22 protein-coding genes are annotated in these 17015 nt (G+C 35.6%); 13 read left to right on the top strand and 9 right to left on the bottom strand.

What is annotated here, in order from left to right; all coding sequences use genetic code 11:
* Positions 1 to 12 precede the first annotated feature (12 nt).
* Genes ABS768_RS15000 through ABS768_RS14990 form a run of 3 tightly spaced genes read left to right on the top strand, consistent with a single transcriptional unit; the run spans position 13 to position 1355 of the window.
* On the top strand, positions 13 to 387 hold the full coding sequence (locus ABS768_RS15000) for an NTF2 fold immunity protein (protein WP_408075764.1): 375 nt from the start codon (positions 13 to 15) through the stop codon (positions 385 to 387).
* Positions 387 to 854: a hypothetical protein gene (locus ABS768_RS14995; protein ID WP_408075763.1), complete on the top strand. Its 468-nt coding sequence runs from the start codon at positions 387 to 389 to the stop codon at positions 852 to 854. Before ABS768_RS15000 ends, ABS768_RS14995 begins: the two co-directional genes overlap by 1 nt.
* Before the next feature lie 18 nt (positions 855 to 872).
* Entirely contained in the window at positions 873 to 1355 is a 483-nt protein-coding gene (locus ABS768_RS14990) for a hypothetical protein (protein WP_408075762.1), read from the top strand.
* 245 nt (positions 1356 to 1600) lie between these two features.
* On the opposite strand, the gene ABS768_RS14985 is transcribed toward ABS768_RS14990, so the two are convergent.
* Entirely contained in the window at positions 1601 to 2875 is a 1275-nt protein-coding gene (locus ABS768_RS14985) for an NAD(P)/FAD-dependent oxidoreductase (RefSeq protein WP_408075761.1), read from the bottom strand.
* Positions 2876 to 3170: 295 nt separating this feature from the next.
* Here ABS768_RS14985 and ABS768_RS14980 point away from each other — a divergent pair, with 295 nt between their 5' ends.
* On the top strand, positions 3171 to 4118 hold the full coding sequence (locus ABS768_RS14980) for a YihY/virulence factor BrkB family protein (protein ID WP_408075760.1): 948 nt from the start codon (positions 3171 to 3173) through the stop codon (positions 4116 to 4118).
* An 18-nt stretch (positions 4119 to 4136) separates the two neighbouring features.
* On the opposite strand, the gene ABS768_RS14975 is transcribed toward ABS768_RS14980, so the two are convergent.
* The gene (locus ABS768_RS14975) at positions 4137 to 4631 is read right to left on the bottom strand and encodes a GNAT family N-acetyltransferase (RefSeq protein WP_408075759.1); all 495 of its coding nucleotides are present in this window, start codon (positions 4629 to 4631) and stop codon (positions 4137 to 4139) included.
* 146 nt (positions 4632 to 4777) lie between these two features.
* Here ABS768_RS14975 and ABS768_RS14970 point away from each other — a divergent pair, with 146 nt between their 5' ends.
* Entirely contained in the window at positions 4778 to 6082 is a 1305-nt protein-coding gene (locus ABS768_RS14970) for a hypothetical protein (RefSeq protein WP_408075758.1), read from the top strand.
* Positions 6083 to 6140: 58 nt separating this feature from the next.
* On the opposite strand, the gene ABS768_RS14965 is transcribed toward ABS768_RS14970, so the two are convergent.
* Complete coding sequence (locus ABS768_RS14965) at positions 6141 to 6833, bottom strand: DUF421 domain-containing protein (protein ID WP_408075757.1); 693 nt, start codon at positions 6831 to 6833, stop codon at positions 6141 to 6143.
* Positions 6834 to 6994: 161 nt separating this feature from the next.
* On the opposite strand from ABS768_RS14965, the gene ABS768_RS14960 reads away from it, so the two are divergent.
* From ABS768_RS14960 to ABS768_RS14945, 4 genes are all read left to right on the top strand, one after another.
* Positions 6995 to 7543 (top strand): type 1 glutamine amidotransferase domain-containing protein, encoded by a 549-nt coding sequence (locus ABS768_RS14960; RefSeq protein ID WP_408075756.1) that lies wholly within the window; start codon positions 6995 to 6997, stop codon positions 7541 to 7543.
* A gap of 90 nt (positions 7544 to 7633) precedes the next feature.
* Complete coding sequence (locus tag ABS768_RS14955; RefSeq protein WP_408075755.1) at positions 7634 to 8398, top strand: dienelactone hydrolase family protein; 765 nt, start codon at positions 7634 to 7636, stop codon at positions 8396 to 8398.
* Positions 8399 to 8519: 121 nt separating this feature from the next.
* Positions 8520 to 9539, top strand: coding sequence for a DUF3667 domain-containing protein (locus ABS768_RS14950; protein WP_408075754.1), 1020 nt, complete (start codon positions 8520 to 8522; stop codon positions 9537 to 9539).
* Between the two features lie 39 nt (positions 9540 to 9578).
* Positions 9579 to 10592 (top strand): M28 family metallopeptidase, encoded by a 1014-nt coding sequence (locus tag ABS768_RS14945; RefSeq protein WP_408075753.1) that lies wholly within the window; start codon positions 9579 to 9581, stop codon positions 10590 to 10592.
* A 46-nt stretch (positions 10593 to 10638) separates the two neighbouring features.
* Here ABS768_RS14945 and ABS768_RS14940 read toward each other — a convergent pair whose 3' ends face one another.
* The 4 genes from ABS768_RS14940 to ABS768_RS14925 form a co-directional block, all read right to left on the bottom strand.
* The gene (locus tag ABS768_RS14940; protein WP_035133732.1) at positions 10639 to 10893 is read right to left on the bottom strand and encodes a hypothetical protein; all 255 of its coding nucleotides are present in this window, start codon (positions 10891 to 10893) and stop codon (positions 10639 to 10641) included.
* A gap of 210 nt (positions 10894 to 11103) precedes the next feature.
* Positions 11104 to 11376 carry a hypothetical protein gene (locus ABS768_RS14935; RefSeq protein ID WP_408075752.1) on the bottom strand — a complete coding sequence of 91 codons (273 nt, stop codon included), beginning with the start codon at positions 11374 to 11376 and terminating at the stop codon, positions 11104 to 11106.
* An 11-nt stretch (positions 11377 to 11387) separates the two neighbouring features.
* Positions 11388 to 11756 (bottom strand): helix-turn-helix domain-containing protein, encoded by a 369-nt coding sequence (locus ABS768_RS14930; RefSeq protein WP_408075751.1) that lies wholly within the window; start codon positions 11754 to 11756, stop codon positions 11388 to 11390.
* A gap of 140 nt (positions 11757 to 11896) precedes the next feature.
* Positions 11897 to 12151: a hypothetical protein gene (locus tag ABS768_RS14925; protein ID WP_408075750.1), complete on the bottom strand. Its 255-nt coding sequence runs from the start codon at positions 12149 to 12151 to the stop codon at positions 11897 to 11899.
* A 208-nt stretch (positions 12152 to 12359) separates the two neighbouring features.
* Here ABS768_RS14925 and ABS768_RS14920 point away from each other — a divergent pair, with 208 nt between their 5' ends.
* Complete coding sequence (locus tag ABS768_RS14920) at positions 12360 to 13943, top strand: L,D-transpeptidase family protein (RefSeq protein WP_408075749.1); 1584 nt, start codon at positions 12360 to 12362, stop codon at positions 13941 to 13943.
* A 27-nt stretch (positions 13944 to 13970) separates the two neighbouring features.
* Here the strand turns inward: ABS768_RS14920 and ABS768_RS14915 are convergent, their stop codons facing one another.
* Complete coding sequence (locus ABS768_RS14915) at positions 13971 to 14261, bottom strand: putative quinol monooxygenase (RefSeq protein WP_408075748.1); 291 nt, start codon at positions 14259 to 14261, stop codon at positions 13971 to 13973.
* A complete protein-coding gene (locus ABS768_RS14910; RefSeq protein WP_408075747.1) occupies positions 14248 to 14850 on the bottom strand; it encodes an NAD(P)H-dependent oxidoreductase in 603 nt (200 codons plus the stop codon). The genes ABS768_RS14915 and ABS768_RS14910 overlap by 14 nt, the downstream gene beginning before the upstream one ends.
* Before the next feature lie 102 nt (positions 14851 to 14952).
* Here ABS768_RS14910 and ABS768_RS14905 point away from each other — a divergent pair, with 102 nt between their 5' ends.
* The 3 genes from ABS768_RS14905 to ABS768_RS14895 all read left to right on the top strand — a co-directional run bounded on the left by ABS768_RS14905 (position 14953) and on the right by ABS768_RS14895 (position 16989).
* Positions 14953 to 15861, top strand: a complete 909-nt coding sequence (locus tag ABS768_RS14905) for a LysR family transcriptional regulator (RefSeq protein WP_408075746.1) — start codon at positions 14953 to 14955, stop codon at positions 15859 to 15861.
* Between the two features lie 133 nt (positions 15862 to 15994).
* Positions 15995 to 16189, top strand: a complete 195-nt coding sequence (locus ABS768_RS14900; RefSeq protein WP_408075745.1) for a hypothetical protein — start codon at positions 15995 to 15997, stop codon at positions 16187 to 16189.
* 5 nt (positions 16190 to 16194) lie between these two features.
* Positions 16195 to 16989, top strand: coding sequence for a prohibitin family protein (locus tag ABS768_RS14895; protein WP_052123361.1), 795 nt, complete (start codon positions 16195 to 16197; stop codon positions 16987 to 16989).
* Positions 16990 to 17015: the final 26 nt, after the last annotated feature.

Here is a 17015-nt window from a genome sequence, read left to right as displayed (position 1 = left end):
TTAACCAACTATATGAAATACGATTTATTCTTTATGTTCACTCTGTTTATTACCGGTCAGGAACAACCTGATGACCGTATCCTCTTGGGTATAGATCATGCCAAACAAGAGTTACAGGAGGCTTTAAACGATAACAATCATAATGTAGTTAATGGTAAAAATATTATAATTAAAGACTCTATAACTGCGATAGGTGTTGCAGAGCCAATACTTTTTGGCTTATACACAAAAGAAAATATTATAAAGCAACACCCTTACGAAATACACCATATTGATAATTATTGGGTAATAAACGGCACTCTTCAAACAGGATTTAGAGGAGGTACTTTTCTATGTATAATAGATGACAGAACAGGAAAAATTTTAAGAATAACCCACGGGAAATAATGAAAGGATTTTTACTTTACTTCATACTATTTACTACTTTTTGCTTTTCTCAGGAAGCAGAACATTATAAAACAAAAGAGTTTGATGTTGCTATTTTCCCGGAAACTTACAAAGAGTTACTTCCTGAAAAAAGGTTTACCCCTACTCATGAGAATATAATAGAAGCCGAATTGGCGTTACATACAAAACTGGAAAAACTAAACTATCTGTTAACACATCAGTCAGACTCTCCTGTAATACATAAAAACCTAAACAAATATCTTAGGCAGTACTTCGGTTATATAGACGAAAATGGTAATCGTATATTAATCATCAACTGCTTTTGGAAGAACATAGATAAAATGGCCAAAAAGTTATGGCTTAAAGACAGGATAACAGTAGCTGACGGAGGAAGTTTTTACTGGAATGTAAAGTATAACCTTGATACAGGAGAACTATTTGACCTTGAAGTTAACGGAAATGCATAATATAAAATATAAACACAAATGGATAATATTATTACTTACACTAAAAAAGCCCCTGTAGCTAAAACTGTTTTCGGATATGCGTTAGTGCTTTTAGGACTTGTACTTTTTGTTACCGGAGATATTATTATGGGAGTGATTATGATAGTATTAGGTGTAGGCCTTACTACTAAAGAAGGCTCTGAAATAAACCTTACATCAAAACAATACAGAACAATAAGGTCTGTTTTTGGAATAACCATTGGCAACTGGAAATCTATACCGGCCTTTGAATATGTTTCGGTATTCAGAACTAAGGAAAATCAAACTGTACGTGTGGTAACTGCAGAAGCTACTACTTCATCAGAAGTAATACTACTTAATTTATTTTATAACAGAAACAAGCATATCACTTTTTATAAAACAAACAATAAAGAGGATGCTTTTAAAGTGGCAGAACATTTTAAACTTGCTTTAGACATCGATATACTCGACGCAACAGAAAGTGAAAAAAAATGGCTATAATTCACATGCATCCCTTTATTCATAGATAAATAGAAAGAATGGATAAGATACATTTTCTTTGTGATTAAAATATATGATATACAAATAATTAAAAAGGGAATATCTCAAAAATACTAATGATTACGCTTTGTCATTTTGACGATAGGAAAAATCTCTTCTAAAAATAGTTTGAGATTCTTCATTTCACTGCGTTACATTCAGAATGACATTTTTGAGATACTCCCTTTATTTGTTGCTGTTACTATCTAATTAACAGCCTTTTTTCGTTTATTAGGCCTTATAATCATACGTAATGATTGGTCTTGGGAGAAATAGGCAATCATCCAGTTCCATGCCGTGGCAAACCTGTTACGGTAGCCTATAAGCGACATAAGATGAATAAACAGCCACATTAACCATGCTATAAAGCCCTTAAAGTGCATAACAGGTTTAGGTAAATCTACAACAGCTTTGTTTTTACCAATAATAGCCATAGATCCCTTATCATTGTATTTAAAAGGTTTTAATGCTTCTCCTTTTAATTCCCTTTTAAAGTTTTCTGCAAGGTGTACCCCCTGCTGTATGGCTGTTTGTGCTAATTGCGGGTGCCCATCTGGGAAAGCTTTATCAACATTAAGCATTATACAGGTATCTCCTAAAGCATATACATTTTCGGTACCCTGTACTTTATTATGTCCGTCTACTAACATTCTTCTGCCTCTACCATAACATTCCTGCGGAAGCCCTTCGAATACCATTGCCGATACACCCGCCGCCCAAATAAGATTTTTGGTAGTTATGGTTTGTCCGTCAGCAAAGTGCACTACATCATCAACATAATCAGTAACACGGGTATTCAGTTTAACAATAACCCCTAGTTTGGTAAGAGCGTCAAGCGTATCCTGTTGTGAAGCCTTACTCATAGGCCCTAACAAGTTAGGTCCGCCATCAACAAGATAGATATTACTTACTGTTGTAGAGAGTTCTGGGTATTCCTTACGTAAAATACCATTACGCATTTCGGCAAACATACCCGATACCTCTACACCTGTTGGTCCGCCACCGGCTACAACAATAGTAAGGTATTTGCGGCGTTCCTTACTGTTTTTGCAAATGGCAGCCTTTTCCATGCGCTGTAGTAATTTATTACGCATTTCAATGGCATCATTAAGCGTTTTCATCGGAATAGCATTTTTCTGTACGTTTTCCATTCCGAAATAGTTACTCTCTGCTCCTGTAGCAAAAACAAGCTTATCATATTCCAGTTCGCCGTTGCTTAGTATTACTTTATTCTCGGCAAGGTTAACCGACTGGAACTCGGCAAGACGAAACCGTATGTTTTTCTTTTTTCTGAAAAGTTTCCTGAACGGATAACTTATACTCGAAGGTTCTAAATAAGCCGTAGCTACCTGATATATAAGTGGTGGGAAAAAATTATAGTTATTCTTATCTACCAGTGTTACCTTAAAGTTCTCATTCCCGGCGAGTTTATCGGCTAAATTAATACCTGCAAAACCTCCGCCAATAATTACAATTCTCATAGATGCTATTTTTTGTGATAGTACATGCTTTATATAAGTTTTTACTTACTTATATAAGTACTATAAATTTACTGCTTAAAAAATTAGTAACAATACGTAATTGCCTTAAATTGTAAGATTTATGAAAACTTTGGGTTTTTAAAGTGTAGGTTAAAATTTACACTTAAAAAGTGTTTTTTAATTATCTAAGTTCCTTATAAGAATGTTAATATTATAGCATTTAAAAAACAGGCTTAATAACTTAGTCACACAACAAACACACCTAACCATGATTGCATATTCTAAAAGAAAACTCATGAAACCTATTATAAAAGTTATAAAGGATACATTTGCCGGCTTTATGCAGGATAAAGGGCTAAAACTTAGTGCCTCGCTATCCTATTATACGGTTTTTTCGTTAGCTCCGCTACTTTTACTTATAATATCATTAACCGGACTGTTTTTTGGTAAGGAAGCTGTAGAAGGTAAAGTTTTTGCTGAAATTAACGGACTCATAGGCAGTGAAGCAGCTTCACAGATACAAAACATCATTCAGAATCTTGAATTATCCGGTAAAACCAATATATCTATGATTGTGGGAGCTGTTACCCTTATTATAGGTGCCACAACGGTGTTTAATGAAATACAGGACTCCATCAATATGATATGGAAACTAAAAGCAAAACCTAAAAAAGGATGGCTAAAACTTATTAAAAACCGATTACTTTCAGGTTCAGTAATTATAGGGCTTGGATTCCTGTTAATAGTATCATTACTGGTTAACGGTGTGTTACTGGCATTAAGTGATACTATAAGAGCTTACTTCCCGCAAATAGCCGTTATATTAGTTAACGGCGCCGATATACTTATCAACTTCGGGGTAATAACCGTTCTATTCGGAGTAATATTCAAAGTACTTCCCGATGCTCAAATTTCATGGAAAGATGTAAGAGTTGGTGCATTTTTTACCGCCTGCCTTTTCATGCTGGGGCGTTATCTCATAGGTTTATACATTGAAACTACAGCAGCCGGATCTCCTTATGGAGCAGCCGGATCCATAATAGTGATATTGTTGTGGGTATATTTCTCGGCAGCTATATTATATATGGGAGCCGAATTTACCAAGGCATATTCAGAGCATATAGGTTCAGACATTAAGCCTGCGGATTATGCCGTATATATAGAGGAAAAAGAAACCGAAAAGGAAGTGAAAGTGCTCCCCATAACAGCTCTCCGTAGTATGGAGAGCAAATACAGGCAATAAAATAAAAAAGCAGTGTAATTACACTGCTTTTTGCATTATATAGTCTTCCATAAGATAACCGTTACCTATATCAATATCTTCCTGTCCTGCCTTAACAAAGCCTATTTTTTCATAAAAACCTATAGCAGAATTATATCTGTTTACGTTTAATGATACAACAGTATTATTATTATCTGTAGCAATTTGTGATATCTTATCAATAAGGGCTCGCCCGGCTCCTTTACCCTGTGTTTGGGGCAGTACATATATTTTATGCACTTTTGTTATAGGCTTATTATCATAATTTAGCTCATAAGAGGCAAAGCCTAAATAACCGCTATCATCTCTTACAAGTAAAAACTCATGACCTTTTTTTTCAATTTGCTCATTATAAGCATCTTGACTATACATCATTTCAAACATATAGGTTATTTGGTCCTGAGTAAGAATATTTTTATATGTTTGTGGCCAAACTTTTTCGGCCAATGTGTGAACTAAATTATAGTCACCAAAGCCGGCTTTTACAATTTCCATATTAAGTGCAATTTATTTAAAACCCCTATAAATAAAGGGTTTTTCACGGTAGCATAAAGGTATAAAAAATTATTGGCACAGTAATTGGTTATTTATAATCAAACAACAAAAAATTAATTTTTTGGGCAAATAAATACTTTGAGACTATGAAAACGAGAATATTACATATAGCCCTTTTTGTTTTACTTTCTGTAAATCAAATTTTCGCTCAGGACGTTACCACCGTCAGGGCTAACAGTACCGATATAAGCGATAACTTAGACCTTAGGGCGGTTGCCTCTATTTTTGGAGAATCGGCCGATCTTGAAGACTTTGAAAGAAGAATTAACGATCCTGATGCCAGAATATCTAACCTTGACCTTAATGGTGACAACTATGTAGACTACCTTAGGGTGGTTGAAGCAACACAAAGCAATACACACTTAATTATACTGCAGGCCGTACTGGGCATAGATACTTATCAGGATATTGCCACTATTGAAGTGGAAAGAAGCGGAAATAACGTACAGGTACAGGTAGTGGGTGATGTTTACATGTATGGTTCTAACTATATATATGAACCTGTATATGTTTCAAGACCGGTAATATTTGATGTATTTTGGGCAGTATCATACCGTCCGTACTATTCGCCATGGTATTGGGGTTATTACCCTACTTACTATAGCTACTGGGCTCCGTGTCCTGTGTACAGATACAGAAACAATATTCACGTACACATTAACGTAAACAATACTTACAACTATGTAAGTACAAGAAGAAGCTCAAGAGCGGTAGCTATGTATAACACAAGGAGAAGTAACGCTTATGAGAGACAGCATCCTAACCGTTCATTTACAAGCAGAACAAATGCTACTAACAGATATGCGCTGGAACAAACAAGGGAAAGCTCACGAGTACAACGTTCAGCTTCAACATCAGCAAGAAATTCTTACTCTAACCCATCCCGCGTATCTCAGGACAGTAATTATAACAGAGGAAGAAGCTTAAACTCCGCAAGGACAGATAATAACGGAAATGTAAGGGTAACAACACCTTCAAGAGGTTCGGCAATTACTTCACCTTCTACCAGAGGTAACGATAATACAAGAACCACTACTGCCCCATCAAGAACAAACGGTAACAGTAATACTGTAAGGTCTACACCTTCATCATCTTCAACAAGAAGTTTTGATGCTACCCCTTCGAGAAATAACTCACAATCTGTAAGGAGAAGTTCGCCTTCAAGCAATAACAGTTCTTCTACAATAAGAAGTTCATCGCCTTCAAGGAGCAGTTCTCCGGCAGTAAGATCGAGTTCACCCTCAAGGTCTAGTAGCCCGTCAATAAGAAGTTCTTCTCCTTCAAGAAGCAGTAGCCCTGCAGTAAGGTCGAGCTCACCTTCAAGGAGCAGTTCTCCGGCGAGAACATCATCTCCTTCAAGATCTACAGACTCAAGAAATTCAAGAGGTTAATTATTTACTATAATTCTATCATGTAAAACACTGTTGTATCCATCACAACAGTGTTTTTTTATTGTACACGCTTGGTTCGTATTGCTTCTACCCATTCATTCCTCCCGCAAACCGAACAAATAGCTGTTGTAGGTTGCAGCTCCTGTGTGTTGGCACAAAATGTACAGGCATATATCCCTGATTTTGGTATGGTTGTACTTTTCAAATCAAATAACTGAGGGCGTATGGGTAAACCGTACTTAATATTATCTTCTTCATAAAAGTAAACACTAATCGCTCCATTTGTTTCTATATAAGCATTTTTAACCTGCCCCAAGTGCTCTATTGACTTTAACCTGAGCTCGGCAAAAAACTCATCTTTGGCAATATCTTCCCTTTCAAAGTTATTTATAGAAAACTGTCCGTCTTCCACAAAACACAGCACCTTACCTTCCATAAAAATTTCAAACTTTTTACTCTTACCCAGCAATACAGTTATAACACGATACATAACGAGTATACAAACAAAAACAGTTATAGCAGGTATAATACCCACATCATTATAAAACATAGGGTCACCGGCAGCACTTCCAAGCGAAATAATTATTACCACCTCAAAAACCGAAAGTTGCTTTACCCCTCTCTTTCCGGTAAGCTTTAGGGTTAGTAAAACCATAATGAACATTACAACCGTTCTAAACACAACCTCAAGTAAAAAAGAGACAGGCAAATCATTAAAAAATATTCTGTCCCATTCAAAAACAGTATTCATTTTCAGTATTTTAAATTGAATCATCCTAAAATTACTACTAATATTTTCTTACTTAACAAACATTAGCACAACTTTAGTACAGCCTTAAAACAAGGACCGTTTTTGATGGCGTAATTTTATACTACTAAAATAATTTACTAACCATCAAAAGATAAAAAATCATGGAAAAGAGAGTAGCCATACTGGCAACTAACGGATTTGAAGAAAGCGAATTACAATCACCAAAAGAATATTTGGAGCAACAGGGCTGGACAGCTGAGATTGTTAGCCCTGAGAGTGGCACCATTAAATCATGGACAAACGGTAATTGGGGGAAAGACTTCAAGGTAGACCGCACTGTAAGCGAAGCTTCGGCGTCAGATTATCATGCACTGGTATTACCGGGAGGTGTTATTAATCCTGATTTACTAAGAAGAGATAAAAAAGCGGTACAGCTTATAAAAGATTTCTTTGAGCAGAAAAAACCTGTAGCTGCAATTTGCCACGGTCCGCAAATGCTTATTGAGGCCGATGTAGTAGACGGAAGGAAAATAACATCATTCTCATCGGTAAAAACCGACCTTATTAATGCAGGAGCAGAATGGGTGGATGAAGAAGTGGTTGTGGATAACGGACTGGTAACAAGCCGTACCCCTAACGACCTACCGGCTTTTAATAAAAAAATGGTAGAGGAAATTAAAGAAGGTAAACACGAGTTACAAAGAGCATAAATTAAGGTTAATACTTTAATTCACCGAAAGCTTTTAGAAATTGTTTCTAAAAGCTTTCTTTTTTATATTTACTTATAAACTAATTATACCATGAAAACCATTTATCTTTTTATAGCACTTTGTATGACAACCTTTTCACAAGCACAGCTTAAACCTGTATCGTATAACGACGGAAACCAAAAACTTAACGGTTTTTCGGCTGTACCCTCTAAACCGAATAACAATAATCCCGGCATACTAATATTACCAGCCTGGAAAGGTATAAACAACCACTCTAAAGAAGTAGCCCAAAAACTATCTGGTATGGGATACTATGCCTTTGTTGCCGATATTTATGGTGAAGGCAACTACCCTACCAATACTAACGAAGCCGCACAACAGTCGGGGCACTATAAAACCAATTATAAAGAGTATCAAAAAAGAATAACACTGGCACTGGAACAGCTTATTAAATCAGGTGCTGATGCTAATAATATTGTTGTTATAGGCTATTGTTTTGGAGGGACAGGTGCACTTGAGGCTGCCAGAGGAAATCTTAATGTAAAGGGAGTTGTTTCTTTCCACGGTGGGCTTGGTAAAGATGCTTCGAGAGAAAACAGCAACATCACAGCAAAAGTATTGGTATTACATGGGGCAGATGATCCATACGTTTCTCAAAGCGACATACAGTCATTCCAACAGGAAATGAATGGCAGTAATGCCGACTGGCAAATGGTATACTATAGTGGTGCCGTACATGCTTTTACCGAAAAAGAAGCCGGAAACGATAACTCAAAGGGTGCTGCATATAATGAAAAGGCGGATAAAAGAAGCTGGGAACATTTCTTGCTTTTCCTGAAAGAAGTACTTAAATAGTATTTTGCTTATAAACATACAGTCAATACATTTAAGAGCCAAACTTAAAGTTTGGCTTTTTTGTTTTTTATTGTATTTTTTTTATAGTTTTAACACCCAAACAAACAACTTATGATGAATTATGTCAAACCATGATTTAAGAGACGATAGAGAGTGTGCCAACTGCGGTCATGAAGTTGAGATTGCTTATTGCTCTAAATGCGGACAAAAAAATATTGAAACACGACAATCTTTTTGGCATTTAGTTACACATTTCGCCGAAGATTTTACCCATTATGATGGTGCTTTTTGGACAACCATTAAGTATCTACTATTTAAACCGGCAAAACTCACTAAAGAATACCTTATGGGGCACAGACAAAAATATGTTGCTCCGGTTAAATTATATATTTTTATAAGCTTTATAACTTTCTTTTTACCGAGCCTTTATCCCGAAAGCAGTCAATCAGAAGAAGAAACTACATCAGATGTTCATGAAAATGTAGTTTCAATTCACAATGAAGTCAATATTGAGGAAAAAATTAATACTAAGCAAAATGTATGGCTGGATAAATTCAGTACTGAAAAAGGAGGTATTGAGAACCCCATGACCTATAGTTCTGTTAAAGAAATGGATTCTATTGAAAGTATAAAGCCAAAAGAGTTAAGATTAAATAAGCTTGAGCGTTCACTAGGAAAAAGAATTATTAAGTTATATAGTCACAACACTCCTGAACAAGTAGAAGAAAAGTTTAAGGAATCTTTTTCCCATAATTTTCCAAAAGCTTTATTTGTATACCTTCCCATTTTTGCATTTTGGTTATGGCTTTTTCATGGTAAAAAAAGATGGTACTTTTTTGATCATGGCATTTTCACCTTACATTATTTTTCTTTTTTACTATTACTTATATTGATTACAGATACACTTGGTCATTTTATAAATTATGTTAGCAATACTACTAACTCGGTATCAAGTGTAATTTTTTCAATTTTGTTTGCATTTTGGTCTGTTTATTATTTATATAGGTCACATCGCAAAATGTACCATGAAAAGTGGTTCATAAATATTATAAAATGTACATTAATGCTTATTATAAACTCAATAGCAGTTATATTTTTAATATTTTTATTTATGCTAATCTCATTCTACAACCTGCATTAAATTCCTATCTTTAAGCTCTTAATAAACCAAAATATATTTATGAATAAATTATTGCTGCTTTCGTTGTCCTGCCTTGCAATATCGTGCGGGTCGACAAACACAAAAAATAAAGATTATGTATCCAAATACATGAATACCATTACGGCAGATGATTTAAAAACACATCTTTACATTGTAGCATCAGACGAGATGCAGGGCCGTAATACCGGAGAAGAAGGACAAAAAAAAGCAGGTAAATACCTTATTAGTCAGTATAAGGCCAACGGGATATCGTACCCTAAAGCAGCAGAAGGCTGGTACCAAACCGTACCGTCTGAGTTTATGAGAAGGCCTTTTAGCCCTAAACTTAATGATTCAGAAAACATTTGGGCATTTATTGAAGGTAGCGAAAAGCCTGAAGAAGTGCTTATTATCTCTGCTCACTACGACCACGTAGGTATGAAAAACGGAGAGATATACAATGGTGCTGATGATGACGGATCGGGTACTGTAGCCCTGCTAGAAATAGCTCAGGCATTTATGAAAGCTAAAAAAGACGGTCACGGACCAAAACGTTCTATCCTATTCCTTCATGTTACAGGTGAAGAGCACGGGCTTCACGGTTCACGTTACTATTCTGAACATCCGCTATTTCCTATTGCTAATACTATAACCGACCTTAATATTGATATGATAGGGCGTAGGGATGATGACCATAAAGATGATGGTAATTATGTGTACGTTATCGGATCTGACAGATTAAGTACCGACCTGCATAATATAAACGAAGAAGCAAACAAAAAATACGTTAACCTGGAACTGGATTATAGGTATAATGAGCGTAATGACCCTAATCAGTTTTATTACAGGTCAGATCACTACAACTTCGCCAAAAAAGGAATCCCTATTATATTTTACTTTAACGGTGTACATGCTGATTACCATCAGCCAACCGATACGCCCGATAAAATTGAATACGACCTACTGGCAAAAAGAGCTCAGCTAGCTTTTGTTACAGCCTGGGAACTTGCAAACAGGGATGAAAGACCTGTTGTAGATAAAGACGGTAAATAACCCAAAACGACATAAATAAAAAACTCCGGTAAAATACCGGAGTTTTTTATTTTTTATTCTTTTTTTCTTTTCTTGAAAAACTATTACTCACAAAGAGTATAACGTTCTCCTTGTTCTTTTTCTTCTTCTTTAAAATATCCCAATTAATAATCACCCCCACTACACATATAGCCATAAGGGTAACTAAAAGAGAGATATAAATTACATCGTTTAAACTGTCTATACTACCTAATTGTATACTAAAAAAGTATAGTGATACAAAAAACATAATAACAGACAGCAGCAGTGAAAACAGCTTCATTTTCTTTTTCTTTTTTTGCCAGCAGTAAAATGTAGAGAATAACCAATACGGCTTTGAGGGGAAAAGTATATTTTCATTTTCAATCCCTCAAAATACCTGAGTTTATCCGTCTACATGTTAACATACTTATATCGGGCAAAATTAGAAATTATTATGTGTTATTAACTTTTTTTTAGGTTAATTTTCTCACTTTAACAGTTCTTGAAAATTTTAAAGTTCGGTAACCTTTGTCTTATAAAAGTTAACGTAAAAAAAGTTATCGGGATTAATTCCCTCTTCTATAAGTATATTTTTGATGTGATCTGATTTTTCATCGTTATATGATGGTTCAATCTGTAAAAAATCTAAAAACTCATGTAAGTGCTCAAATTTAAAACTAAGTCGGGTTTTAAGCGAATACTCTGTAATACTAAACTGAGCCTGCCCCATTTCCATTCCTGCTTCCTCAAAAGCAGCTAATATTATTTTAAAATTCTCTTTCATTACACAGCTATTTATCGTTTAAGCAAAGTATCAATAGTTACACGCATCGCCTCAATAGTATCCCTTTGAGCTTCTATGGTTTTTAGCAGTGCAGCGTTTTCTGCTTTATATACAGCAACCTCTTCCATTACCTTTTGCATTCCTGATGCTGGGGTATGCCCTGTGTATTTATCACTAAGATCATGATTTACAAAATCATCCATAGAGAGTTGGTATTCACTGCAAATTTTCTGAATAGTATCAATTTTAGGATGAGAAATTCCCCTCACATATGTACCTATTACACTTTTTTTGAGTCCGAATTTAGCCCCAAATTCATCTTGTGACAACGAATACCTGTCACATAAAAACTTTATGTTCCTCCCAATGTAATCATCCATGATCAAATAACATTATAATTAAGCCTGTTGAGGGGCAGCTCTAACTATGATACACTATATAATACAAGGTACACAAATAAAAAAAGCTTCGGGCACTACTACGAAGCTTTTTTCTGTTTAAATGGAGATTGTTAGCCTCACTACATTTTGTCATCTTCAACAATCTGTACTTTTCCTATGGGCACTCTCCCACTTTTATCTTTAACAATAAGTACGCCAAAAATGTTTAAAGGTATTTCTATTGGCTCACTTTTCTTTTTAATTTCTTCTACAAGGTGTTCATAATCTACAATGTTGAGCACTACAGAATCACCTTTCTCAATTTTTTTTGCAAAGAGGTAATTCCTTATTGCAGAAACGCTTATGCGACTTCCTATGTTAGTATACTCAGACATGACATTTTCTCTTTCCTCATTAGGTCATAAAAATACGCACACAAATTCAAAAAAATACTAAAATTTTACTAAATATTTAAAATTTTAAGAAACATAAATTTTTTTTTAGCAAAAAACAATAAATATTAGTTAAATATAGATTACATTTTTATTAAAACAAAGGTTTCCATAGCTTTTTTATTTAATTTTAGAAAAAAGTTCAAACACTATGAAAAGACCCCTTTTATTAACCTTATTTACCGTAATAACCTTACTGGCAGTATTTTCCTGCAAAAAGAAAACCGAAGAAGAAAAAGAAATAGAAGAAATTGCCCGTGCAGATGTACACGAACATGATAATATTATTCCTATTGATACTACAAAATTTGATGCTTTTTTTAAAAAATATCCTGATTTTAAAAAATTTGAAAGCGATATAAAAAAACTATACCGCAAACACGATCATTATATATGGCATGATAATAAAGGACTAATTGAATTTGCCGATGTGTTACATCATTTATCATCCAATATTGAAGAGGAAGGCGTTAAAAAGAATATACCTTATAAAGATAGTTTAGATCAGTTATTTTATGCCGGTAACAGCAAGCCCGATACGGAGTCTGAACTTCTGGTAAGCTCAATGTATTTCTATTACGCTAAAAACGTGTTACAGGGGCTTGATCCTTCAGAAAGTGAAGCTACAGGCTGGTACCTACCACGTGACAGGGTAGATTATGTAAGCTACCTTGATACCCTTATGAGAAAACCTGAGCTAATTAAAAAAGACAGGGAGGAAGTTTTTACCGGATATTACAACCTTAGAAAAGGACTTGAGAAATACCGCACTATTGAAAAGAACGGTGGCTGGAACACCAAAATTGCTTTTGAAGAAGGTGTAAAATCACTTAAACCCGGAGATTCATCAGTTACTGTGGCCGAAGTTAGAAAAAGGCTTTTTACAGAAGGCTATCTTAAAAAAGACTCCGGCAACAAGATATTTGACGACGAATTGCTTACTGCCATAAACAGGTACGAAAAAGTACATTACAGAAACCAGAACAAGGCCATTACTAAAAGTATACTTGCAGAGCTTAATGTTCCTGTGGAAGAACGTATAAAAACCATTACCGTTAATATGGAACGTTGCCGTTGGGTACCGTCATCCATAAACAATGAAAAGGAATATATAGCCGTGAACATCCCATCCTACAGGTTATATTACTTTAGGGATAAGGATACAGTATTGATATCTAATGTGGTTGTGGGTAAGGCACTGCATAAAACTGTAATTTTTAGCGGGGAAATGAGTTACCTGGCATTTAGCCCTTACTGGAATGTTCCTACAAGTATCCTTAAAAACGAAATAGAACCCGCTATTGCCAAAAACCCTGATTACCTAGCTCAACACAATATGGAATGGAATGGTAAGAGTGTAAGGCAAAAACCGGGTAAAAACAACTCACTGGGACTGGTTAAATTTATGTTCCCTAATTCAAATAATATTTACCTGCACGATACTCCGGCAAAAAGCCTGTTTAATAAAGAAGACAGAGCCTTTAGTCACGGATGTGTGAGAGTGCAAAAAGCGCGTGAACTCGCCATAGCCATTACCTCTAAAGATGGAGGATGGACCGAAAAACAGGTTGATGCAGCCATGCATAAAAGCAGTGAAAACATATACAGGCTTAAGGAAAAAATCCCTGTATACCTTACCTATTTTACGGCTTGGGCCGATAAAAACGGTAACGTAGTGTTTTTTGATGATGTTTATAAACGTGATAACCGACTGGCAGATATGCTTTACAAATAACAAAATCCCCTCATGTGAGGGGATTTTTTATATAATATCGGTAATGTAAACCGAAACAGGTTCCTGTAACAATTCAGTTGACTTATCAATAAACCCGGTTATGTAAGGTTGTTTGTTATGTAAATCAAGGTCTTCCCTACTCTTCCAAATCTCATGAAAAATAAAAACATGCGGTTCGGTTTGTGATTGATGCAGTTCATACTTCAGGCAGGCCTTTTCCTTAATGGAATAAAATACCATTTCCTGCAATACAGCCTTTGTTTCCTCAATCTTCTCAGGACGGCTCTTTACTATAGCAGTTAAATTAATTTGTGGCATGAGAAAAAACTTCGGTAAGATGTTGGTTATATACTTTAATATCCTTTTCTACATCGGCATTCTTTTCCACATCATGGAAATGAATACTTTTAAGTGGCTGCATACCCGTAAATGCATTCATACGGTGAAATCCAAACAACACACCTTCATCCACACTTTTCTCCATAAAGAATTCACCTGGTAAGGTAAACGCTTCCTGCGGTGCATTCCATGAAGTAGTCAGCATATACTTCTTGCCATGCATTAGTCCGCCCGTACCATAGTTTATTGCCGGATTTTCAGATGACCTTCCGTCACTCTTGTATATCCCTTGATTATGCCCCACACTAAATACCTCATCAATATACTTTTTAAAATTATGAGGTAACTGAAACCACCAAATCGGGGTATGATATATAATAACATCGGCCCAGTTAAACTTACCAACCTCGGCAACAGGATCATAATTATCACTAACATGGGTAACCTTTACTTCATAATCTTCATTGTCAGTAAAAAAGGCTACGGTTTCTTTAGCAATTGTCTCGTTGAACTTCCCTCCCGAATGACCAAAGCTTTGCCCTCCGTTTATTACAAATATTTTTTTCATTTTATGTTTCTTTAAAATTTACAATGCAAAGTTATTGCGGGCTAACCTATTATAAAAATAACATAATTCATACCTTTGTATTATAATAATAATAGTTTAGTCATGGTAAATTTAGAATGGTACCGCACGTTTAAAACAATATATAAAACAGGAACACTTACCGGTGCAGCCGAAGAACTTTATATCTCACAGCCCGGTGTTAGCCTGCATTTAAGCTCACTTGAAAACTACACAGGCTATAAGCTTTTTGAACGAAGAGGACGCCGAATGATACCTACCGAAAGAGGTAAGGCCCTATATAATTTTATAATCGAACCGGTTATCAGGCTGGAAGAGGCAGAAAAAAGCTTTCAGCGCAGTACCGAAAAACATACTCCTACAATCAGCATAGGTATGTGCTTTGAAACCTTTCAAACAACGCTGGAGCCATATATCGCCTCCTTTCCGTTTAATATCATTATTAAGTTTGGGGAGTATCCTGAAATGGTAGACAGTCTTGAAAAAGGAATACTGGATCTTATTATTACACCACAGGCCATAAATAGTAATGATATTGACTACGAACCTTTCTCATACGAAACAATAGTCCTTGTAGGCGGTAATAATACCGATGAGAAAACCCTGAATTCACTTATCAAAAAAGACAACCCTAAGGAAATTGAAAAATGGCTGAAAGAACAAAAATGGTATGGAACAACGGGCGATATGGAACACTTAAGGCGTTTTTGGAAACAAAACCTTGATAAACATCCTGATTTCAGGCCTAATTATATAGTACCCAACCTCAATTCTATTATACGCTGTTTGAGTAGCGGTACAGGCCTTGCGGTAATCCCCGATTTCCTGTGCAGAAAAGAGATAGAAGAGAATCAGTTAAAACTGCTTTGGGAAGGAAAAAATAAGGTTGTAAATACGCTAAACTTTGGTACCAGAAGGAAAACAATATATGCCGATGAGATAGAAAGCATCAAAAAAATATTTAGGGAAGAAATGGGAAGACCATTATCATAATATTTTAAGATTTTGCAATTACCTAGACTCTAGCAATATGCGCGCTATCGCTTGATATAGTTGCAAAATCGAAAAATATTTCGTAATTTAACAGAGTAAATTTTTGTTAAAAACACCTTATACAATTACTTCAATGAAAACACAAAAAATTGTTATCCTTTCAGCCATACCGCTCTTAATTCTGGCTATACTATGGATAACCACACAGGCATTCCATATGCTTAGTGCAAAATCTGACACTCAGGTACTGGGTGGCGTAGTTTTGCTGTGTGTTACCTTTTTCTCCCTTCTTAAATCAATATTATACATACGCAAAAAACTATTTTAAAAACAATGAAAAAGAGAATTACATTTATTTTTACCGCCATTATTTTAGGCGTGTTCATGCTTATTGCCTTTATATCATGTAACGAACGTATAGACGCAGGTTACGAAGGTATATTGGTAAAACTGTATGGCAGTGACAAAGGGGTTCAGGATGTGAGCCTTGTTACCGGTAGGGTTTGGTACAATCCGCTTACAGAAGACGTATACGAATTCCCTACCTATGTACAAACCATAAACTATGAATCTTTTACGGTTAATGCCAAAGACGGATCGGTTTTCTCGGTAGACCCGACCCTATCCTTTAAGGTTAAAGACGGGCACAGTCCGGTAATATTCAAAAAGTATCGTAAAGACATCAAGGAAATTACCGAAACAACCCTGTTTAACTACATTAAGGATGCTTTTCGTATTGAATTCAATAAGTATAGTACCGACAGTATAATAAGCAACCGTGAAAGGTTTGAGCATTCCATTCAAACCAATATGGGCGACTTACTAAACAGAGAAGGTTTTACACTGGAGCAAATGACAAGCGGTATAGAATACCCGGAATCAATCACTCAGGCGATTAATGCAAAAAATGCGGCAGTACAACAGGCCATGAAAGTTGAAAACGAACTTAAAATCGCCCAGGCTGAAGCCAAAAAACTAATTGTACAGGCAGAAGCTGAGGCACGCGCTAACGAACTACGTAAACAGTCGTTAAACAGCCTGCTTATACAACAGCAGTTTATAGAGAAGTGGGATGGTAAAACCGCCATATACGGCAACTCTCCCGCCTTCTTTAAAAGTGTTAACTAACACATTAAAAATAAAAAAATTATAAT

The sequence above is a fragment of the Flavobacterium rhizophilum genome (genome assembly GCF_046000485.1).
Lineage (GTDB): Bacteria > Bacteroidota > Bacteroidia > Flavobacteriales > Flavobacteriaceae > Flavobacterium > Flavobacterium rhizophilum.
The sequence above is the reverse complement of the archived record's forward strand: the minus strand, read 5'-3'. Positions and strand labels throughout refer to the sequence as shown.